The following is a 22,852-nucleotide window of genomic DNA, read 5'->3' as shown; positions in this document are numbered from 1 at the left end:
GCTTCACTTCGCTGCTGGACCCGCCCCACAACGTCCGGCGGCTGCGGCTGCCGGCATCGAGCCCTGGAGATTCCCCGCCCCCCGTAGGGATCCCAAACCCACTTGAATCCTGCATGATCCCCAACGGAATCCTCAAGCAGGCCGCGGTCGCGGCTTGCGGTCTCGCCGTGCTGTCGTTGCCCGCGGCGGCCCAAGCCTACGGTCTGAGCGAAAGACCCGACGTCGAAGCCTATTTCGATGGCACCTTCCCCGAAGCACCGCCCTCGATCCCCGCCGACTGGACCACCGTCGAGGCCTTTCCCAACCTCAGCTTCCTCAACCCGGTCGGGCTGACCTCGATCCCCGGCACCAACAAGCTGCTGGTGTGGGAACGGGAAGGCCGCATCTACGCCTTCGACAACGACCCGGCGGTGAGCACCAAGACGCTGGTGGTTGATCTTTCTCCGAACACCCAGGGCTGGGATGATTCCGGCCTGCTCGGCGTGGCCGTGCATCCGGACTTCGCCACCAACCGGCAGATCTACGTCTGGTACAACTGGCGCGGCGGCCAGACCGGCGGCGCGGGCGACCTCGGGCCGATCATCGGCAACCCGACGAACCGCCCGCCGACCAACACGCCGACCCGCGACCGCCTGTCACGCTTCGAGCTCGATGCCAGCTTCCAGACCAGCCAGGCGAACGAATACGTGGTCATCGACCAGCAGGACCAGACCGTCTGGCACAATGGCGGCGGGATGTTCTTCCACCCGGAAAACGGCTTCCTCTACATCGCCAACGGCGATGACCAGAACTCCGGTCTGAACGGCCAGCGGATCGACCGCGCCCTGTTCTCCGGGGTGCTGCGGATCGACGTCGACCTCCGCGGCGGGGCCATCAGCCACGCCCCGACCAAGCGCCCGCTCAACGAGGTCAGCCCCAGCTGGCCGCGCTACTACGTGCCCAACGACAACCCGTTCGTCGGCCAACCGGACGCGCTGGAGGAATTCTTCGCCATCGGGCTGCGCAGCCCGCACCGCATGACCGTGGACCCGGTGACCGGGCGGATCTTCATCGGCGATGTCGGCGCCGGCTCGCGCGAGGAGATCAGCGTGATCGAACCCAGCGACCCGGCCGGCCTGAACCTCCAGTGGCCGCGGATCGAGGGCCTCGGCGGCGACCTCACCGCCCCCTACATCGGCGTCAGCAAGCGGCCGATCATCGACTACGGCCACGGCGACGGCGTCGGCAGCTGCGTGGTCGGCGGCTATGTCTACCGCGGCACCGAATTCCCCGAGCTCTACGGGAAATACATCTTCGGCGACAACATGACCGGCTTCGTCTGGTACCTCGACGAGTCGACCGCCCCGGCGACCAAGGTCTTCCTCGCCCAGCTCCCGGACGGGATCGGGGAAAACTCCGGCAACGACTACCGCGGACTCGGATCCTTCGGGGTCGACGCGAACCACGAGCTCTACCTCTGCCAGCTCGGCACCACCGAAGGGAAGATCTTCAAGCTCGAGCGCGGCGGCCCGCCGCCGGGAACCCCGCTGCCGGCCACCCTCGGTGCGACCGGCTTGTTCGACGACCTGGCGACGATGACGCCGAGCCCGAAGCTCATCCACTACGAGCTCAATGCTCCCTTCTGGTCGGACGGCGCGATCAAGACCCGCTACGCGATGGTCCCGAACGGCACCACCATCGAGTTCAATGAAAGCGGCGAGTGGACCTTTCCCGCCGGCAGCGTGCTGGTGAAGCACTTCGAGCTGCCGGTCAGCGACGTCGACCCCGGCCTGACCCGGAAACTCGAGACCCGCTTCCTGGTGAAACGGGACGACGGCACGGTCTACGGCGCGACCTACAAATGGCGCGCCGACCAGAGCGACGCCGACCTTCTCGACGGCGGCCTCACCGAAAGCGTGGCCATCGCCACCACGCCGATCGGCGCACTGACGTCCCAGGACATCGGCAGTCCGGCACTGGCCGGATCGACGGTGCGCAACGGCGACCAGGTCACCATCACCGCCGGCGGCAACGATATCTGGGGCACTTCCGACCAGTTCCACTTCGCCCACCAGTTGCGGACCGGCGACTTCGACGTGGCGGTGCGGGTGGCCTCGGTCACCCAGGCCGACCTCTACACCAAGACCGGCCTGATGGTGCGCGAATCGCTCGATGCCAACGCCGCCCACGTGATGGCGCTGGTTTTCCCCAGCAACGCGGCGCGCAACAACAACGACGGCGGCTACGAGTTCCAGTACCGAGCCACCGCCGGCGGCAATGCCACCGCGCTCTATCCGCCCCAGCCCCAGCCCCGCGTCGCCTTCCCCGACACCTGGCTGCGGATGACCCGGGCCGGCGACACCTTCACCGCCTACTCCAGCTCCGACGGCTTTACCTGGACGGAGTATGCCAGCACCACGCTGAGCCTTCCGGCGCAGATTTACTTCGGTCTCGCGGTCACCGCCCACACCGCGTCGCCGACCACCACGGCGGTCTTCCAGGTCGATAGCCGCCGCCAGCCCTGGTACTTCCCGAGCCGTCAGGACTGCGTGACCTGTCACAACCCGCAGGCCGGCGGCACCCTCGGGCCCAGCACCCGCCAGTTCAACCGCGACCTGCTGTTCCCGAACGCCACCACCGACAACCAGATCCGCGCCTGGAACCACGTCGGGCTCTTCGACAACGGCCCGGCCGAAGGCGACATCCCGTCCTTGGAAAAGCTCTCCGACCACGACGACACCAGTGCCACCCTGCAGCAGCGGGCGCGCTCGTATCTCGACGCCAACTGCTCCTACTGCCACCGCCCCGGCGGCGTCCAGGCCTTCTGGGATGCACGCTATGAAACGCCCTTCCCCGACCAGGGCATCTACTACGGCCCGGTCGCCGACAACCTCGGCAATCCCGACGGCCGGGTGGTGGTGCCGCAGAGTCTCGCCAACTCGATCCTCCACCACCGCGTCAGCAAGGTCGGGGAAAACCAGATGCCCCCGCTCGCCAAGAACAAGGTCGACGAGGACGGCGTCGCGATGCTGACCGCGTGGATCGAATCCCTGCCGACCGAAACGGTGATCGCCCCGGACACCCTGGCCGCGACCGCGGTGTCCCACACCCAGGTCAACCTGAGCTGGCTGGACCTTTCCGACAACGAAGCCGGCTTCCTGATCGAGCGGTCGCTCGACGGCGTGAACTTCACCTCCATCCACATCGCCGCTCCGGATGAAACGAGCTATTCCGACATCGCCGCGGAACCCTTCCTGACCAACTACTACCGGGTCGCGGCATTCGGCAGCTACGTCTACTCGGGCTTCTCGAACGTCGCCAGCGCGGTGCCCGACGTCGGTCCGCCGGCCCCGGAAATCCACATCACGGGCAACGGCGAGATCATCGCCAACAACGACACGACCCCGAGCATGGCGGACGGCACCGACTTCGGCGTGACCACCCCGCTGTCCGGGGAGGTGATCCGCAGCTTCACCCTCGCCAATATCGGCAACGCCACCCTGCAGCTCGGCGGATCGCCGGTCATCCGCCTCGACGGGGCGAACGCCGGGGATTTCTCGGTCGTGGCCCAGCCGGCGGCGAGCCTCGCCGGACCGGGCAGCGTGGTCTTTGAAATCCGCTTCAGCCCCCTGACCTACGGCACCAAGCTCGCGACGGTGGTCATCGAATCCGACGACGCCAGCGAACCGACGACCAGCTTCTCCATCACCGGCATCGGCCTCGATGACGGCGTGGTGGCGTGGTGGCGCTTCGACGAGACCAGCGGCACGACCGCGGCCGACGGCACCGGCTTCGGCCACGCCGGCACGCTGACCCAGCCGCTCGCCCAGTGGGATCCCACGGGACGGATCGGCGGCGCGCTGCGCTTCACCGGCGAGCTCAACCAGAGCGTCACGGTCGCGGACGAAGCCGCCCTCAATCCGACCAGCGCCATTTCCATCACCGCCTGGGTGAAAGCCAGCGACTGGAACGGCAACCGGCGGGTGCTCCAGAAGGGCAACAACGACAACCAGTACCGCTTGCTCGCCGAAGGCGGCGACCTCGTCTGGGAAATCGCCAACGTCGGCCGGATCGAAACCGCCCTGCCTCCCGCCAACGAATGGTTCCACCTCGCGGCCACCTATGACGGCGCGCTGATGCGGGTCTACGTCAACGGCCTGCCCGTGGCGGCCCAGGCCGAAACGGGGGCCATCCCGGTGACCGGCGACCCGATCTATCTCGGCACCAAGACCCCCGGATCGATTGCCGGAGACCATTTCAACGGCTGGCTTGACGAGTTGAGCCTCTACAACCGGGCCCTCGGCAGCGACGAGGTCGGCGAACAGGCCGGGCTCGGCATCGACGATGGCCTGCTCGGCTGGTGGAAGCTGGATGAGACCGGCGGCACCATCGCCTCTGACGCCACCACCGGGGGCAATGACGGGACCTTGACCGCGCCGCTGCCGGAGTGGGAAACCGCCGGCCGCCTCGGCGGGGCGTTGCGCTTCAACGGATCGCTCGGCCAGAGCGTGACCATCCCCGATGCCCCCGCGCTGAACCCCGCGAACGCGCTCTCGATTTCGACCTGGGTCTACAGCCTCGATTGGAACGGCAACCGCCGCCTGCTGCAGAAAGGCAACGGCGACAACCAGTACCGGCTGCTCGCCGAAGGCGGCCAGCTGGTCTGGGACATTGAAAATGTCGGCCGGATTTCCGCCGCCCTGCCGGCCCTGAACCAATGGGTCCACGTAGCCGGCACTTATGACGGCGCGCGGATGACGCTCTACACGAGCGGCGTCGAAGTAGCCTCCCAGCCGGCCACCGGGTTGATCCCCGCCACCGCCGATGCCCTCCACCTCGGCACCAAGTCCGCGGGTTCCGGCACCCCGGGGAACTTCCTCAACGGCACCCTCGACGACGTCCGCATCTATGAGCGCAGCCTGAGCGAACTCGAGATCGGCCAGCTCGCCGCGCAGCTGGGCAGCATTTCAATCACCGCGACCGATGCCAGCGCGCAGAAGGGCGCGGGCGATCCCGGGGTCTTCACCATCACCCGCACCGGACCGACGACCTCGGCAGTGGCGGTTGCACTGACCCTTGCCACCGGTCCGGGCCAAGCGGTGCAAGGCAGTGACTACACGCTCGCCCCCACCCCCGGCACCTTCGTTATCCCCGCCGGCCAGACTTCCGCCGAGATGACGGTGACGCCCCTCGATACCATCGCCGTCACCGCGGCCCGGACCGTCGGACTCACGCTCGGGGAAACGACCGGCTACCTCGTCAGCGGCGACCCGCACGCCGAGGTGGTGGTGCAGGACTCGCCGCTGAACCTGTGGAAAATCTACGCCTTCGGCGGCCTCGCCGCCGCCCAGGGACCGGGAGCCACCGACACCGCCGACATCGATGCCGACGGTCTCGACACCCTGCTCGAGGCGGCCCTCGGCGGCAGCCCCGGCACCCAGGACTCCGAGCTGCTGCCGGTCTCCGAGGTCGAGTTGATCGACGGCCAGCTCTACCTGACCTCGACCTACACCCGGCCCAAGCCCGCATTGGCCGGCATCTCCTACGTCCATCGTCGCACCATCGACCTGAATCCGGGATCGTGGCAGGCCGCGGAAATCGTGACCGGTTATCCGGTGGACAACCTCGACGGCACCGAGACCGTCAAGATCCGCTCCGCCCTGCCGGTCGGCGGTGCGCCGAAGCAGTTCCTGCGGCTCGAGATCACCCGGCCGTGAGCGGTCACGGCGACACCAACAAGGTGTTCGACACGTCGTTCCCGAATGATTCGAAACCGTCGAGACGCCAGACGACCTTCTTGGTCGTCGGGTCGATCTCGATGAGGTTCGGCTGTCCGGGACCGGCGTGGCAGTTGCCGAAAAGGTAATGGCCGTCGGGGAGCACCTCGATGGTGGTGACCCAGGCGAGCGTGATGCCTTCCAGATCGTTCTGCTCCAGTTTCCAGACGATCTCCTTCGCCGGGTTCACCTCGAGGAGAGAATGCCCGTTGCCCGTGGAGAGCAGCGTGTTGCCGTTCTCGAGCCGGACGGCGCAAAAAACACAATTGCCGAAAGCTTCCGGACCATGACCGTCTTTCGCCGGCTTGCCGAACATCGGCACGGCATAGTCCCAAACCACCTCGCCGGCCGCATCGTACTCGCGCACCATGCCGTCACCCTCGTGACAGACGAGGTAGTGACCGTTGGCGAGCTTGCGGGCGAGCCGGGAGTCGCGATGCGGATGGGGATGGTCGATGACCAGCTTGATCTCCTTGAGCAGCTTCCCTTCCTTGTCGATCTCGATGATCCTCCCGGCACCGCTCTCCGCGATCATCATGCGACCTTCCCCCAAGGGCTGGAAGGCGTGGACCTCGAGCGGTTTGCCCGCGTTGCCATTGGATTGGGAGGCATCGTAGCGCCACACGACTTCCTTGGTCGCGGGATCGATGGCACAGACCTCGCGCATGTCCTTCTGGACATGGATCCTCCCCGCAACATCGCGGTGGAGGTCATGGATGCCGCCCCATGGCATGTCCCACGTCACATCCCCGTCCTTCCAAAGCACCAGCTTGCCATTGCCTTGGAGGAGGATCTCACGGGCTGAAGCGGGAGCAACAGCCAAAGCTGCCAACAGAACGAGGTGTCGGAACATGGAAGACTACAGGACGCAAAGCGGCGGCGCCGGCAATGGGAATTCACCGGGGGACGGAGAAGACCGAGAATTCCATTGAATGCCCCGGGGGCAATGGCCGTCCATGCGGAGGGGCCACGATGGCCTTGCTAACCATTCTTGACAGCTAGCATTTGCTAAATACTTTATGGCTCCAAATCAAAATCGTCCGATGAAGCACCTCTTGCTGCCCGCCCTGATCGCCACCGCTTTTTGCGCCCCGGTTGTTTCCGCCCGCGACGTCAACCGACGCGTCGACCGGATCTTCGAGAAGATCGACATCAACAACGACAACCTGATCACCCGGACCGAGTTCTTCGCCACCCAGGCGAAGCGCAGCAGCCTGGTGCTGGCGCTGCACCGCTTCGAGTACGCGGACGTGAACCAGGACGACGTGCTCGACCTCACCGAGTTCCGCGCCTGCAAGGCGGGCAAGGCCGGCGGCAAGCCGAGCAAGATCCGCGAGTTCCAGCTTGCCGACGAGGATGAAGACAACTGGCTCGATCCCTCCGAGTTCGCCAACACCCTGGGCCAACGCGTCCCCTTTTCCAAGGTGCTGAAGAAGTTCGCCAAGAAGGATCGCGACGACAACAGCCTGTTGTCCCCCTACGAATACGGCATCCGCGGACTGCGCTGAGTCGCGTCGATCCCCCCGAAGCGTTCCTCCAGCACCTGGCGGCGGAACGCGAAGATGCGTTCGAGCTTGCGCCGGACGAATACGCCGTGGGCGACGGCGCCGAATGGCCCGAACGGCAAGGCGTAGTGCACCAGGTCGCGGGCCATCACCCCGCCGTCGATTTCCTCGAAAGTATGGCGGTGATGCCAGAACTTGTAGGGGCCGAAGCGTTGCTCATCGACGAAGCTGCGGCCGGCATCGACTGATTTGATCTCGGTGACCCATGGCACCCAGATTGCCGGCGCGACTTTCACGCGGTACTCGATGATCTGGCCGTCGTGCATCTTCTCCGACGGACAATGGACGATCCTGAAGCCGAGCTCCGGCGGAGTGATGGCGTCAAGATTGCGCGGCGAGGAGAAGAACTCCCAGGCTTCGTCCAGCGAGATGGGCAGGACTTGCTCCTGCGACAGGTGATGGAGGGTCATCGGCGGACGCAGGCTCGCACTGGAACGGCGCCACGCAAGTGCGGTGCAGCGATCCTCAGTTCTCGTCCACCACCCTCAGTCCGGTTGGCGCCGACGGGGCCCCGTTGCCACCGCTGAGGTAGATGCCTGAAATGACGTGGCTGCCCCCGGTCGCCAAGGCCGCGAGGTTGGCGAGCGATCCCACCGATGCCTGCTCGTTGCGGAAGGCAAAGTTCTCCGCGATGACCACCGGCGCGCCGCCCGGCGGGGTCACGGTGGCGGAATAGGTGTGGGTCGTCATGTTCACCCCGATCGACACCCGGTAAACCACACCCGGCTGGTAGGCGAGGACACGCGATGCCTGGTAGGAGCCGCCATTGCGGGCGTCGAAGACACCATCGGGTGAAAACCGCACCACGACCGCCAGATCGGTGTAACCACTGGCCCCGGTGGCCGACAAGCCGGTGACGGCATCGATGCCGGCGGCGCTGGCCCAGGCATTGAACGACAGGGTGAAGGTCCCGTTTTGCGACGGGATCGACCGGTTCTGCCAGCTCCCCCCCGTGCTGTCCATGAACTCGGTGGACGGCGCGGCCGTGAAAGCGGTCTCCGGGATCCAGCCACCCGCTCCCCCATCGGCGTAAATCTGCCACCAGTCGACGCCGTCCGCTTCGATCGGTCCGCCGGTGACCGTCGCATAACTGCCGGCAGCCAGGTCGCCCCCTTCTGCAGCGGTGGCGGAAGCACTCGCACGGAGGGTCGCCGCGGCGGGGAACTGGATCCGGTTGCCCGGATGGAACGCCGGCGGTTCGTAACCACCGCCCCCCGGCAGGTCGTGGTACGGCTTCAGGACATCATCCCACAACGAGCGGTTGTAGGTGAATCCGCGGCTCGCCCCGTAAGTCGAGTAGTTGACCAGATTCTGCGCCTTGCCTTTGGCGTAGCCGATGTAGCCCATCTCCGCCTTGTACCAAAGGTCGGTGTTGCCGACGTTCATCAGCTGGGCGGCCTCGTCCGCGATCGCCGACCCCTTCTGCCACAGCCCGCTGACGATCAGCGCCATCTGGTTGGTCATGTGCGGCCGGTAGCCATCGAAGGCATAAACCCACGAACTGCGGGCTCCGTTGGCATCGGACGAGTCGAACTCCTTGAGCATGCCCGGAGCGCCCTTGTTCGGCAGGGCATCGGCGCCCGCCGCGATCTTGCCGGCCCCGCCGATGCCCGCGCCGTCGTTGAGCCCTGCGGTGACGTCTTTCCCGTAGGTGTCGGTCACCAGGCGCTCGTAGATCCGGTCATACTGGTTGAGCGTGAGCCCGTAGTAGAGGAAGTTCCGCACCGCCGCCTCGATCTGGCTGCCGCTCGGAGCGCCGGAAGACGAATGCGCCGCCTTCCAGTTGAAGGTCTCGTGGATGTTCGGCAGGTCGTTGGCCGCCAGCTCGCTGACGAAGGCGCTGTGATTGTAGCCGGACAGGACCGCCGATGCCTGCGAAGGGCCGCCGAAATACGCCATCGCCGTCAGCACGCCACCGATCATCCCTTCCCGGTAGTTCGGGTTCCACGCGCGGTTCAAGTTGTCGTCCCCGTCCATCGAGTACTGCTGGCTGCCGGCCTTGATGAAAGGGTTGTTGTCGGAAGTCGTGAAGGCATTGCCCACCAGCGAGGCCTTCATGATGCGGTCGATGCGGGTCTTCTCCGCCGCGCTCAACTGGCCCCAGATCCGCGGGGTATTCTTCGCCATCACGAACATCCCGGTGACGTGGAGCTCGTGCTGGGCCGGGTATCCGCCGTTGAAGCTGGGGGCGTTGCCGGGCGTCAGGGTATGGCGGATCTGCTGGAGGAGACGGGCGTCCGCCGCGGTATTGCCGGCATAGCTGGCCACGGCCAGGGTGATCGAGGCCCCGCCGAACCAGGCGCCGTTGGTATGCGCCCCGCCGGAAAAGTCGCGGCTGTAGCTGATCAAGGAGGTCCCAACCGCCGCCTCCACCGCCGCCGCGGACGGGCTCGACAATTCCGCCGCGCCCGCATCGGAACACAGGGAGGAAATCAAGAACAGGCCCGCAAGGCTCCCTTGCCGGAGCCCGGGCGCGCAGATCGAAGCGAAGCGGGACATTTCCCGATTAAAACTCAAATCAGCCCGAATATCAAATTCCCAGGTCCCTCGTTAGAACCGGGGATCTACTTAGGCGCCCGGACGAGAAAACGACGCAGCCGGGGAATCCCCGGGCGATCTCGGAAAACCCCCAAGATTAAAAGGACCTCCGTCGTCAACGCATGTCAGCCCTCCACATCCATCACAAAAACCGATGCGATATGTAATGTCGTCGTCTGATAGATAATCGAAAAGACTAGCGGCATTCGGGATTCCTCCCTAGCCAACTGCTGAGCCCATGAACCAAGCGAACACCCCTTTCTCGAGAAGTTCACCCTTATGGATCCTGGCGGCCCTGTTCATGGCGCTGCTGACGGGCTTCCAGCAGATTCAAGCCGCGCCGGGAGACTTGGATACTCCCGACATCTCGATCAGCGGCGGATCGATCCTGACCACGGTGGTTCAGCCCGACGGCAAGATCCTGTTGGGCGGCACCTTCACCAGCGTGGGCGGCGTGCCCCGGAACCGGATCGCCCGCCTGAATTCGAACGGCACCCTGGATACGGCCTTCGACCCCAATGCCGGCAACACGGTCGAAAGCATCGTGGTGCTCGGCAACGGGGACATTCTCATCGGCGGATTTTTCAGGACCCTCCAACCGAATGGTGCCGCGGCACCGGTTGTCCGCAGCTGCATCGCCCGCCTCCGGTCGGACGGAACCCTCGACCCGGACTTCGATCCCAACGCGGACCGGGAAATCCTGAGCATGGTGGTCCAAACGAATGGCAAGATCGTCGTCGTCGGGCGCTTCAGTTATTTCCAGCCGAATGGCGCGGCCGAATCCATCCCCCGCACCCGGATCGCGCGGCTTAATCCCGATGGCACGCTGGACGACGGCTTCGCTCCCGCGGTGACGCGCGACGTCTATGCCGTCGCGCTCCAGACGGACGGCAAGATCCTCGCGGCAGGTGACTTCAGCAGCATCAACGGCAACTCCCGCAGCGGGTGCGCGAGGCTGAACACCGATGGTTCGGTGGATACCAGCTTCATTTCCGAGGTCAGAAGTACCACCAACAGCGTCGCGGTGCAGGCGGACGGGAAGATCCTAGTCGGGGGCGACTACTTCGGAATCGCCCGCATGCATCCGGACGGTTCGCTGGACGATGATTTCAGACCAAGGCCGAATGGCAGGGTTTACAGCATGGCGGTTCAAGCGGACGGGAAGATTCTGATCGCGGGCCAGTTCACCGGAATCTATAATCCGACCCCCGGAGCGGGTGGACCCCGTCACTACTTCGCCCGGCTGCTGCCGGACGGCACGCTCGACTCGAGCTTCAATCCGGACGCGGATGACCAAGTCTATTGCGTCTCCCTGCAAGCCGACGGAAAGATCCTGGCCGGAGGCAAATTCACTTCCCTGAATCCCGCCGGAGCCTCCACGGCCATTCCCCGGGCGGGATTTGCCCGGCTACTCAATGACCCGGCCACGCAGGACCTTGTCATACCGACGAGGAACCAAGCAAGTTGGGCGCGTGGCGGGAGTTCCCCGGAACTCGCCCGAGTGACTTTCGAGTTGAGCACGGATGGCGGCTCGACCTGGAACATGCTCGGTGCGGGAGAACGGGTGGGAGCCACCTCATTGTGGCAAATCACCGATGTCACGCTGCCTTCGGGAGGCCGGCTCAGGGCCCGCGGCGTGACCTGCGATGCAAACGGTAGCAACGGTGGATTGATCGAGTCGGTGAAAAAGTTCAGCCTCGTACGATTGCGCGCGGAAATCGCGGTATTCAACGGAGTCAGCATCGCCGCCGCAGATGAGCGCTTGGACGATCTGGGGGTGTGTGAGTTCCCCGCCACTGCGATCGGTGTCTCCAGCTCGGTAAAGACGTTCACGATCAAGAACACCGGCATGGCCAATCTCACCGGGCTCGCCCTTACCTTGTCGGGCTCCGCCGCGGGTGATTACGTCCTAGGGGCCCCTGATGTGACAACTCTCGAGCCGGGCGCCGCCACGACCTTCACCGTGGCATTCTCTCCCAAGATCCTGGGAAGTCGCCCTGCAACGTTGAATCTCGCGAGCAACGACAGGGACGAAAACCCTTTCAGCATCAACCTACTTGGAATCGCCACACCCTCCGCAAACGCCGATCTTTCCAACCTAACGATCGATAGTGGAGGCATGATCCCGGACTTTTCCCCGGCCACAACCACCTACACCTCAAGTGTGCCGAATGAGACGCGCAGCGTCACTGTCACGCCGACCAAAGCGGAGGCCAATGCGAGCATCGCCGTCCGCGTGAACGGGGGAGACTACACGGAGGTCGCTTCCGGTAGCGCCAGTGGCCCCTTGGCCCTCAACGCCGGCGCGAACACGGTGAACGTTCTCGTGACCGCACAGAACGGCACGACAACCAGGACTTACACGGCTACCATCAACCGCGATGGCGCGCTGCAGGGATCCCTGGATCCATTGGAGATCGGGGTCAGCGGGAGGGTGATCGTCACGGCGGTGCAGCCGGACGGGAAGACGATTCTCGCGGGCTATTTTGGATCTGTGCTTGGCGTGCCGAGAAACAACGTCGCGCGACTCAATGCCGACGGAACCTTGGATGCGGTCTTCGATCCCAACCCGAATGGCGAGGTTCACAACCTGGAGATACAAGCGGATGGCAAGGTACTGCTTGGCGGGCGTTTCACCAGCCTCCAGCCGAATAACTCGGCCACGGCCACCCCGCGCAACTATCTTGCGCGAGTGAATGTCGACGGCACGCTCGATCACGATTTCGATCCTCATCCGGACAATCCCGTCGTCAGCATGGCCGAGCAAGCGGATGGCAAGGTGCTCCTCGGCGGCTCTTTCACCACTCTCCGGCCCAATGGCTCGGCAATCGCGATTCCCCGCAATCGTGTCGCCCGAATGAACGCCGACGGAACATTGGACGCCGATTTCGATCCCTGCGCGAATGGCTCAGTATACAGCGTGGCCTTGCAACCGGATGGCAAGGTGCTCCTCGGCGGCTCTTTCACCACGCTTCAGCCCAACGGTGCAGCCACATCCACCGCTCGCCATGGCATTGCACGAACCAACGCGGACGGGACCCTGGACACCAGCTTCGATCCCCACGCCAATGATTGGGTCAGCTGCGTGGTTTTGCAGGCCGATGGCAAGATCCTGCTCAGCGGCGGGTTCACCGAGCTTCAGCCCGGCGGTGAGATCACGACCACCTCCCGCCACCGCATCGCGAGATTGAATGCCGACGGGACCTTGGACCCCGAATTTGATCCTTGTGCGAACGACAATGTGCGGAGTGTGGCTTTGCAGACGGATGGCAAGGTGTTGCTTGGAGGAGACTTCACGAAACTCCAGCCGAATGGCGGGAGCTTGGCGACATCCCGCAACTACGTCGCTCGTGTGAATCCTGACGGCACACTGGACACCGATTTCGACCCAAACCCCGAGACCTGGATTTCAAGCGTCGCTTTGCAAGGGGACGGCAGGGTGCTGTTAGGAGGAAACTTCACATTCCTCCGGCCCAATGGCGCGGCCACAGGCGAGTTTCGCCACAAATTTGCCCGACTCTTCAACGAGCCCGCCACGCAGAACCTGTCCATGCCCGACCCCGGCCACATTGAATGGCTGCGCGGCGGCTCCTCACCGGAGGTGGATCGGGTGACTTTCGAGTTCTCCCCGGATCATGGCACCACTTACTCGCTGCTCGGCGCGGGCTCACGTATCAACGGCGGCTGGGAATGGATCGGACCTCCGCTTTCCGGCGGCCAGATACGTGCCCGGGGCCGTACCCCCGATGGTCTGGTGGAGCTGGTGGCGAGCTTCGGCATTCCCGCAGCCCCGGAGATCGCCGTCACCGGCAACGGTGTGGATATCGTCAATGGCGCAGCCGTGCCGAACCTCGCCGATCACACGGACTTCGGTAGCGTGCCCCTCTACGGCGAAGGATCTTCTCTCACCCGCATCTTCACTCTCTCCAACACCGGCACCGCAGATCTCACCCTCGGCAACGTCACCCTCAGCGGGCCCGACGCGGCGGACTTTGACGTGAGTTTGCAGCCCAGCTCGCCAGTGGCCTCCGGCCGCGAAACGGTTTTCTCCATCACCTTCAGCCCGGGGGACCTTGGGACTCGCACCGCGGTGCTCGGTTTCAGCAGCAACGACCCGGATGAGCCCGCCATCAGCTTCAGCCTTCAGGGTACCGGGATGATTTCCAGCAATGCCGCCCTCTCCGCGGTGAACCTGAGCCCCGGAACGCTGGAACCGGCTTTCTCTCCCACCACCACCGCTTACACCGTGGGACTGACCCATGGCTACGATAGTATCAGCATCACTCCGACAACGTCGGATGCGAATGCCACCATTGCCTTCCGAGTGAATGACGGTGAATTCACCGGACTTGCTTCCGGCAGCAGCGGTGAGTTGTCGCTCGTTGTCGGTACGACCACCGTCGATCTGCGGGTAACCGCGCAGGACGGGGTGACGATCAAGACCTACACCGTCGCCGTGACCCGGGCCGCGCCGGGACCGGGCGACATCGACCCGCTGGATGCCCAGATCGACGGGAACGCCGTGCATGCCCTCGCGGTGCAACCGGATGGCAAAACGATCATCGCAGGAATGTTCAGTTCCGTGCTGGGCGTGCCGCGGAACAACATCGCCCGTCTCAATGCCGACGGCTCGCTCGATTCCGGATTCGATCCCAACTCGAACGGCATCGTTACCTGCGTGGCGCTACAGACGGATGGAAAGGTGCTGCTCGGCGGCCATTTCACCACGCTCCAACCCAATGGAGCCATCACCGCCACCGCCCGGAATTACATCGCGCGGGTCAATCCCGACGGGTCCCTGGACATCGATTTCAATCCAAACGCAAGCTATTGGGTCAATTGCATGGCCTTGCAGGCGGATGGAAAGCTGTTGATCGGTGGTTGGTTCACCACCCTCCAGCCCGATGGTGCCATCACGGCCACCACGAGGAACCGAATCGCGCGGCTGAATGCCGATGGCACTTTGGACGATGAATTCAACCCGAATGCGAACATTTATGTCAGTTGCATTGCGGTGCAGGAGGATGGGAAGGTTTTGCTTGGCGGCCGGTTCACAACACTCCGACCCAACGGAGCGACCGTGGCCACCACCCGGAACTACATCGCGCGGGTGGATGCCGACGGCACGCTCGACATCGGTTTCAATCCGAACGCCAGCCACGAAGTCTCGAGCTTGGCACTGCAGCCGGATGGCAAAGTGCTGTTAGGCGGCCGCTTCGTCTCGCTTCAGCCGAATGGCGCGGTCACTGCCACCACGAGAAATTGCGTTGCGCGGGTGAATGCCGACGGATCCCTGGACACGGGGTTCGATCCAAATGCGAGCTACAACGTCAATTGCGTGACCTTGCAGGCGGACGGCAAAGTGTTGCTCGGCGGCCAGTTCGTAACGCTGAGGCCCAATGGCGCGGTCGCCTCCAGCTCCCGCAACCAGATCGCGAGGGTCCACTCGGAAGGGACCTTGGACAACTCTTTCAATCCCGGCGCGAACGGCACGGTCATTGGTTTGGCACTGCAGGAGGACGGACAAGTGCTGATCGGCGGCCAATTTTCCAAACTCTATCCCGACGGCGGCGGAGCCACCCCCATCCGCCTCCGCTTCGCCCGCGTACTCAACGAGCCGGCGACACAGGACCTGGGCGTCTTGGATCCGACCCGGATAAGCTGGATCCGCGGCGGCAGCTCTCCGGAAGTATCCCAGGTAACATTCGAACTCAGCACCGATGGTGGCGCCACCTTCACCCCCTTGGGCAATCCGACACGGGTCGGCGGCACGGCGAATTGGCAGCTCACCGGCCTGAACCTTCCCGCCAGCGGCCAGATCCGCGCGAGGGGCAGGACGGTGAGTGGCAACAGCTCCGGCCTGGTGGAGACCGTAGCCGTGATCGGCGGCACCCCCACGGCCTTGGAAAACTGGCGCCAGATCCACTTCGGATCCTCCACCAACAGCGGGAATGGTGCCGACGACTTCGATTTCGACCGGGACGGCCTGGTGAACCTGATCGAGTTCGCCTTCGGTCTCGACCCCACCCGGCCGGACCGCGGCCAACTCCCGCAGCCCGAGCTCTCCGGAGGAGAATTCACCCTGACCTTCGAGCGGCCTGCCGGGGTCGAGGGCATCACCTACGGGGCGGAATGGAGCGGCGACCTGGCAACGTGGCAGGCGGTTTCCGACAGCGGCACTCCCCGGCAACCCCGTTTCAGCGTGCCGGCGGCCGGCAAGGACGAGCTCTTCCTCCGCCTGACCGTCACCACGCCCTGACCCTCCGCCCCGGTCCGATCCCGGGGGGATCCCCCCGGGATTAACGGAAAAACGCGACGCGCTTCGCTCTTGGCTACGGCCCGGGCGGGTTTACCCTCCGCGCCGATGTCCTCGCCCAAATTGTTCAGCCCCGGCCCCGTCGACGTGTCGCCCGAAACCTTCGCCGCGATGTCGCGGACGATGATCGGCCACCGCGGCGCCGAGTTCGAAGCCCTCTACGCCTCGCTGCAACCCGGCCTGCAGGCCATTTTCGGCACCTCCCGCCCGGTCTTCATTTCCACTTCCTCCGCCTGGGGCGTGATGGAAGGCGCGCTGCGCAACCTCGCCCGCAAGAAGGTCCTCTGCCTGTGCTGCGGCGCCTTTTCCGACAAGTGGCTCGATGTCGCCAAGAAGTGCGGTTACGAGGCCGACTCGGTGCAGGTCGAGTGGGGCGAAGCGATCGACCCCGCCGCCGTGAAGGCCAAGCTCGAGGAAGGTGGCTTCGACACCGTCACCTTCATCCATAGCGAGACCTCGACCGGCGTCCTCAACGACCTTGCCGGCGTGGCCAAGGTGGTGAAGTCCTTCCCCGACACCATGCTCATCGTCGACACGGTGTCCTCGCTTTCGACCGTGCCGACGCCGATGGACGAGCTCGGCATCGACGTCATGCTCGCCGGCGTCCAGAAGGCGCTCGCGCTGCCGCCGGGCGTCGCGGTGTTCGCCGTTTCCGAGGCCGCCATGGAGCGCGCCAAGGGCACCCCGAACCGCGGCTACTACTTCGACTTCGTCGAGTTCGCCAAGAACGCGGAAAAGAACAACACGCCTTCGACCCCGGCGATTTCCACCCTCTACGGGCTGCAATACATGCTCGGCGAGATCCTCAAGGAAGGCGTCGAGGCGCGCCACGCCCGCCATGCCCGGACCAACGCGATGATCCACGCCTGGGGAGCCAAGCACGGCTTCCAGCACTTCGCGCCGGAGGGCTTCCGCTCGACCGCGCTGACCTGCTTCGCCACCCCGGAAGGCTTCGACCTGTCCGCCTTCATCAAGAACCTGAAGTCGAAGCACAATTTCCTGATCAACGGCGGCTACGGCAAGATCAAGGGACTCACGTTCCGCATCTCCAACATGGGCAACGAGACCGAAGCCACCATGCAGGAGCTGATCGACGCGATGGACGACGTTCTGGGCTAAACCGTCCGGCCGGGCGGGACGTTAGGGGCCACATGATGAACATGAAATCCCTGACGCTCCTGCTCGCCCTGTCCGTCCCCGCCTTCGCCGCGCCCAACAAGCTGACGCCCGAGGAAAAGAAGGAGGGCTTCAAGCTGCTCTTCAACGGCAAGAACCTCAAGGGCTGGCGCACCTACAAGCAGGAGGAGCCGAAGGAACAGTGGAAGGTCGAGGACGACGCCATCACCCTGACCTCCGGCGGAGGCGGCGACCTGATCACCGACAAGGAATACACCGACTTCGACTTCCGCTGTGAGTGGAAGATCTCGAAACAGGGCAACTCCGGCATCATGTGGCGCTCCACCGAGGAGCACCAGTATCCCTGGGTCAGCGGCCCCGAGTACCAGGTCCTCGATTCCTTCAAGCAGGACGGCCACAAATACACCCACGAAACCGACAAGGGGAACATCGCGGGCAGCTTCTATGACATCATCCCCGGCAAGGAGGAATGGTCCAAGCCGGTCGGCGAGTGGAACGAAACCCGCATCGTGGTGAAGGGCGACAAGATCACCCTCTACCTCAACGGCAACGTCACCGCCGACGTCGACACCACCACCGACGAATTCAAGCAGCTCCTCGGCAAGTCCAAGTTCAACGGTTGGGAGCACTTCAACAAGGCGCCGAAGGGCCACATCGTGTTCCAGGACCACGGCGACAAGGTCCAGTTCCGCACCATCCGGATCAAATCGCTCTGAGCGTTCCACCCATTCCCGAAAGGCCCGCCCTTACCGGCGGGCCTTTTTTGCGTCTACCCCAAATGCCCCGGGAACGGGATCCTGGAGGAAGGGGCCGCCGGCCTTCGGCTGCAGGAAGGTGATCTCCGGCAGCGAGCCGTCGGCTTGCCGCGGGCGGGTCAGCTCGCCGGCATCGAGGGACACGAAGTCCTTCTTCGAGAGGTCCCCGCCGAAGAGGTTGCCGCTCAGCTCGCACTTCGACTCGTCGAGGTTCTGCACTTCCTCCCGGCCCTGGAAGCCGAGGTTGTTCGAGATCCGGTGGCCGAAGCCCGGCACGTCGCGGTTCACTTTGAAGTCGCGGCAGAGGAAGTTGAAGTTGGCGCGGTTGCCGTAAGAACTGTTGTGGATCCAGTCGCCGCCACCCGGCTGGTGGTTGGCGTAGAAGCCGCTCGATTTGTTGTTCGCCGCCAGGCAGCGGGTGACGACGTGGCGCGGGATTTCTTTCGGCAGACCGCCGCGCGGCGGTTCGAGCCCGAAGCCTCCGATCTTGAAGCCGTTGCCGTCGGCGAGACCCTTGCCATCCGGCGACTTGCCGTTCTGGAAAGCCCAGCAGTCCTCGAAGCGGATGCTTTCCCAGGCTGAGATGCAGTCGAAGCCGTCGTCGGAATTGAACCAGGCGCGGCAGCCGCGGAAGACGTTGCCGTTGTCGCCGCGCTGCGGGTGGCCGCCGAAGCCATCGACATTGCCGCCGCGCTTGTCGCCGGAGACCGGGTCGTGGTTGTTCCACGCGTCGCAGTTGAGAACCAGATTGCCGGCGCCGCGGCTGAGGTAGAATCCGATGCCCATGCCGTCGTGCATCTTCAGCCGCTCGTAGCGGTTGTGGCTGCCGGTGTTGGAAAAACAGATCGACTGGGTGTGGCCGGTCGCGGTGACCTGCACCCCGGTGACCTCGATGCCGACGAGTTCGAGATACGATCCCCGCACCTCGAAGGCATGCACCCGCATCCCGCGCGGCTTGACCGCGGAGAAATCGAACACCGGCCGTTCCCCCTGCGCCGCGACGTAGCGGATCGGCTTGCCCTGCGCGCCGCTCTTGTCGAGGAGGATGACGTAGGCCCAGATCCGCCGCCGCTGGGAGATCATTTCCTCGGTGATCCGGTAGGTGCCGCCGCCAAGGATTACCGTGTCGCCTTTCGACGCGGCTGCCTGCGCCCGCTGGACGGTGGCGAAGGGGTGGAGGCGGCTGCCTTTCGCGGAGTCGTCGCCATCCGGGGCGACGAACCACTCGGCGGCCTGCACGGCGGGGCAAAGGAGAAGGATCAGAAAAACGCGGAAATTCATCGGACGGGAGAAAGCATGGCGCGGATGGCGCCTCCCCGCGACCTGCCTTTTCGGGTGATCTTTTCGGCTGAAAGACCCGAGCATGCCCCTCTGGAACATGTGCCACAACGAAACGGGCGAAATTGCCGGAGATTCCCCGCGATCTGCTCTGGCAAAGACTCCGCCTTTCGCGGGCTTTCGCCCCTTTCTTTTTCTCCCGAAGCCCAACCAGTGAGTTCCGGAGTTCCTCCGCGGGATTGCCTAACGGCCGCCCTTGGTGCAGACCCCGTTCATGCGGATTCCCCTTCTCGCCCTTGCCGCCGCGATCGTTTCCAGCGCCCACGCGGCGCCCGGATTCTTCCGTTCCCCCGCCCTCCACGGCGACACGGTCGTTTTCACCGCCGAAGGCGACCTGTGGAGAGTCGCGGCCAGCGGCGGCGCGGCACAGCGTCTGACGACGCATCCGGGGATCGAGACCGCCGCGGCGATCTCACCCGACGGCCGGCAGGTCGCCTACTCCGCCCAGTACGACGGCCCCGTGGAAGTCTACGTGATGCCCTTGGCCGGCGGGCTGCCGAAGCGACTGACCTGGCACGGCGAAGGCGCCGCGCCGGTGGGCTGGACGCCGGACGGCAAGGTCCTGTGCACGACCCGCGCCTACTCCACGCTGCCGAACGACCAGCTGGTGGCGATCGATCCCGCGGACGGCACCGACACCTTGCTCCCTCTGGCGCAAGCCAGCGACGGCAGCTTCGATCCGACCGGCGCCACGCTCATCTTCACCCGCCTGCCGTTCCAGGGCAGCAGCACCAAGCGCTACCAGGGTGGCACCGCGCAGAACCTGTGGCGCTTCGACCCGGGTGCCGACGAGGCCGTCCCGCTGACCGGCGACTTCGCCGGAACCTCGAAGAACCCGATGTGGGACGGCGACCGCTTGTATTTTCTCAGCGATCGCGACGGCACCATGAACCTGTGGTCGATGGACCACGACGGCAAGGACCTGCAGCCGCTGACCCGGCACGACGACTTCGACATCCGCCACGCCGATCTCGATGGCGGCCGCATCGTCTACCAGCACGCCGGCACCTTGCATCTGGTCACGCTGAAGGACGGAAGCGACACCGAGATCCCGATCACCCTGCCCTCCGATTTCGACCAGACGCGCGACCGCTGGGTGGACAAGCCCCTGGACTACCTGACCCACTTCAGTGTTTCGCCCGACGGGGGAAAACTCGCCCTGACCGCCCGCGGCAGCATCTTCGTCGCTCCGGTCAAACCCGGCGGAAGGCTGGTCGAAATCCCCCGCCCGCACGGCGCGCGGTTCCGCGAGGCCGGCTTCCTGCCCGACGGCACGGTGCTCGCCCAGACCGACCAGACCGGCGAGATCGAGATGGTCAAGCTGCCCGCCAACGGTGTCGGCGAAGGCGAGCTGCTGACGCAGGGCTCGACGATTTTCAACTTCGCGCCGTTGCCCTCGCCTGATGGCAAGCGGTTGGCCTGGCAGGACAAGAACCTTGACCTGTGGGTGCTCGACCTCGCCGCCGGACAACCGGTGAAGATCGCCACCTCGCCGCTCCGGGGCTTCCCCGACCTCGCCTGGTCGCCGGACGGCCAGTGGCTCGCCTTCGTCGAACCGGCGGAGAACTCATTCACCCGGATCCGCCTCTATCACGTCGCCGACGGCAGCATCCTGGACGCCACCAGCGACCGGGTGATGAGCGGCTCTCCGGCCTGGTCAGCCGACGGCAAGTGGCTCTATTTCCTCAGCGACCGCGAGCTGAAGACGCTGGTCAAGTCGCCGTGGGGACCGCGCCAGCCGGAACCGTATTTCACCGAGAGCACGCGGATCTACGCGCTGGCCTTGGTGAAGAACGAGCGCTTTCCCTTCACCCCGCCGGACGAGCTGAGCACCGCACCGGAAAAGCCGCAGAAGAAGGACGAGGCGGAGGACAAGCCCGCGGTGCCGGTGGTCGCCATCGCCCCCGACGGCCTCGCCGCCCGGCTCCACGAAGTACCGGGCGTCTCCGGCAACCTCTCTGGCCTGGTCGCCACGCCGAAGCACCTGTTCTTCACCGACCGGTCGCCCGGCAACGACACCAAGCCGCGGATGATGCGGCTGGCGATCGCCGACGACCGGCCGAAGCCGAAGCTCTTCGCCGCCGACCCGAACGGCTGGGATGTCTCGCTCGACGGTAAATGGGTCGCGCTGCGGAAAGGCGACGCCTTCCACGTCGCCCCCGCCGGCGGCGACTGCCCGGCCAAACTCGACAAGCCGGTGCCGCTCGAGCGCTGGGGCTTCAAGGTCGATCCGCGCGAGGAATGGCGGCAGATCTACCTCGAGTCCTGGCGGATGCTGCGCGACTACTTCTACGACCCGGCGATGCACGGGCTCGACTGGCCGGCGGTGCGCGACAAGTACCTGCCGCTGGTCGATCGCGTCTCCGACCGCTCCGACCTCGGCGAAGTGCTCCACGAGATGGCCGGCGAGCTCAGCGCCTTGCACATCTACGTCCGCTTCGGCGACCTCCGCGAGGGCCCTGAGAAGATCCAGCCGTCCTCGCTCGGCGCGCGCCTTTCCCGCGATGCCGCGAGCGGCGGCTGGCGGGTCGACCACCTCTTCACCGCCGACCCCGACTACCCGGAGGAAACCAGCCCGCTGGCGAAACCCGGTGTGGAGGTCCACGAAGGCGACGTCATCATGGCGATCAACGGCCGCGACCTGAATGGCGTCGAGCACCCGCAGCAACTGCTCGCCGAAAAAGCCGGCCAGCAGGTATTGTTAGATGTCGCCGCCAACGGCGTCCGCCGCCAGGTCCTGGTGAGGCCGCTCTCCCCGGAGGCCGCCGCCAACCTGCGCTATGCCGAGTGGGAATACTCGCGCCGGATGGAGACCGAACGGCTCGGCCAGGGCAGGATCGGCTACGTCCACCTGCGCAACATGGGGCCCGACAGCATCCTCGAGTGGGCGCGCGACTATTATCCGGTCTTCAACCGCCAGGGCCTGATCATCGACATGCGCCACAACCGCGGCGGCAACACCGACTCGTGGATCCTCAGCCGGCTGATGCGGAAGGCCTGGTTCCACTGGTCGGCGCGCGCCGGGATCCCCTACTCGAACATGCAGTACGCCTTCCGCGGCCACGTCACCGTGCTGTGCAACGAGTGGACGTCCAGCGACGGCGAGGCTTTCTCCGAAGGCTTCCGCCGGCTGGGCCTCGGCAAGGTCATCGGCACCCGCACCTGGGGCGGCCAGATCTGGCTCAACGGCCAGCGCTGGCTGGTCGACAACGGCCTGTGCACCGCGGCGGAATTCGGCGTCTACGGGCCGGAAGGCCAATGGCTGATCGAGGGCACCGGCCTCGAGCCCGATGAAACCGTCGACAACCTGCCGTACGCCACTTTCGGCGGCAAGGACGCCCAGCTCGAGGCCGCGGTGAAGCACTTGCAGGCGCTGATCGAAAAGGACCCGCGCCCGGTGCCCCAGCCGCCGCCGCGGCCGGACAAGTCGAAGTAGCACACCGAAGT

General features: G+C 65.2%; 10 protein-coding genes. 6 read left to right on the top strand and 4 right to left on the bottom strand.

Features of this window, described 5'->3' with window-relative positions; all coding sequences use genetic code 11:
• Positions 1-113: 113 nt before the first annotated feature.
• Positions 114-5,696 (top strand): LamG-like jellyroll fold domain-containing protein, encoded by a 5,583-nt coding sequence (locus IG178_RS02535; RefSeq protein WP_193210930.1) that lies wholly within the window; start codon positions 114-116, stop codon positions 5,694-5,696.
• A gap of 4 nt (positions 5,697-5,700) precedes the next feature.
• Here the strand turns inward: IG178_RS02535 and IG178_RS02530 are convergent, their stop codons facing one another.
• The gene (locus IG178_RS02530; RefSeq protein ID WP_193210929.1) at positions 5,701-6,609 is read right to left on the bottom strand and encodes an outer membrane protein assembly factor BamB family protein; all 909 of its coding nucleotides are present in this window, start codon (positions 6,607-6,609) and stop codon (positions 5,701-5,703) included.
• Positions 6,610-6,799: 190 nt separating this feature from the next.
• Between IG178_RS02530 and IG178_RS02525 the strand changes: the two genes are divergently transcribed.
• Entirely contained in the window at positions 6,800-7,264 is a 465-nt protein-coding gene (locus IG178_RS02525; RefSeq protein ID WP_193210928.1) for an EF-hand domain-containing protein, read from the top strand.
• On the opposite strand, the gene IG178_RS02520 is transcribed toward IG178_RS02525, so the two are convergent.
• Both IG178_RS02520 and IG178_RS02515 read right to left on the bottom strand, forming a co-directional pair.
• A complete protein-coding gene (locus IG178_RS02520; protein ID WP_193210927.1) occupies positions 7,234-7,731 on the bottom strand; it encodes an SRPBCC family protein in 498 nt (165 codons plus the stop codon). The genes IG178_RS02525 and IG178_RS02520 overlap by 31 nt on opposite strands.
• A gap of 55 nt (positions 7,732-7,786) precedes the next feature.
• On the bottom strand, positions 7,787-9,820 hold the full coding sequence (locus tag IG178_RS02515) for a hypothetical protein (protein WP_193210926.1): 2,034 nt from the start codon (positions 9,818-9,820) through the stop codon (positions 7,787-7,789).
• 277 nt (positions 9,821-10,097) lie between these two features.
• On the opposite strand from IG178_RS02515, the gene IG178_RS02510 reads away from it, so the two are divergent.
• From IG178_RS02510 to IG178_RS02500, 3 genes are all read left to right on the top strand, one after another.
• A complete protein-coding gene (locus IG178_RS02510) occupies positions 10,098-16,118 on the top strand; it encodes a choice-of-anchor D domain-containing protein (RefSeq protein ID WP_193210925.1) in 6,021 nt (2,006 codons plus the stop codon).
• Between the two features lie 105 nt (positions 16,119-16,223).
• Complete coding sequence (locus tag IG178_RS02505) at positions 16,224-17,294, top strand: pyridoxal-phosphate-dependent aminotransferase family protein (protein WP_193210924.1); 1,071 nt, start codon at positions 16,224-16,226, stop codon at positions 17,292-17,294.
• Between the two features lie 35 nt (positions 17,295-17,329).
• Positions 17,330-18,028, top strand: a complete 699-nt coding sequence (locus tag IG178_RS02500) for a 3-keto-disaccharide hydrolase (protein ID WP_193210923.1) — start codon at positions 17,330-17,332, stop codon at positions 18,026-18,028.
• A 30-nt stretch (positions 18,029-18,058) separates the two neighbouring features.
• Here IG178_RS02500 and IG178_RS02495 read toward each other — a convergent pair whose 3' ends face one another.
• Entirely contained in the window at positions 18,059-19,348 is a 1,290-nt protein-coding gene (locus tag IG178_RS02495) for a right-handed parallel beta-helix repeat-containing protein (protein ID WP_193210922.1), read from the bottom strand.
• Between the two features lie 271 nt (positions 19,349-19,619).
• Here IG178_RS02495 and IG178_RS02490 point away from each other — a divergent pair, with 271 nt between their 5' ends.
• Positions 19,620-22,841, top strand: a complete 3,222-nt coding sequence (locus IG178_RS02490; protein ID WP_193210921.1) for a S41 family peptidase — start codon at positions 19,620-19,622, stop codon at positions 22,839-22,841.
• The last annotated feature ends 11 nt before the right edge of the window (positions 22,842-22,852 follow it).

It is taken from the genome of Neoluteolibacter marinus, assembly GCF_014904755.1.
GTDB classification, from domain to species: domain Bacteria; phylum Verrucomicrobiota; class Verrucomicrobiia; order Verrucomicrobiales; family Akkermansiaceae; genus Haloferula; species Haloferula marina.
The sequence above is the reverse complement of the archived record's forward strand: the minus strand, read 5'-3'. Positions and strand labels throughout refer to the sequence as shown.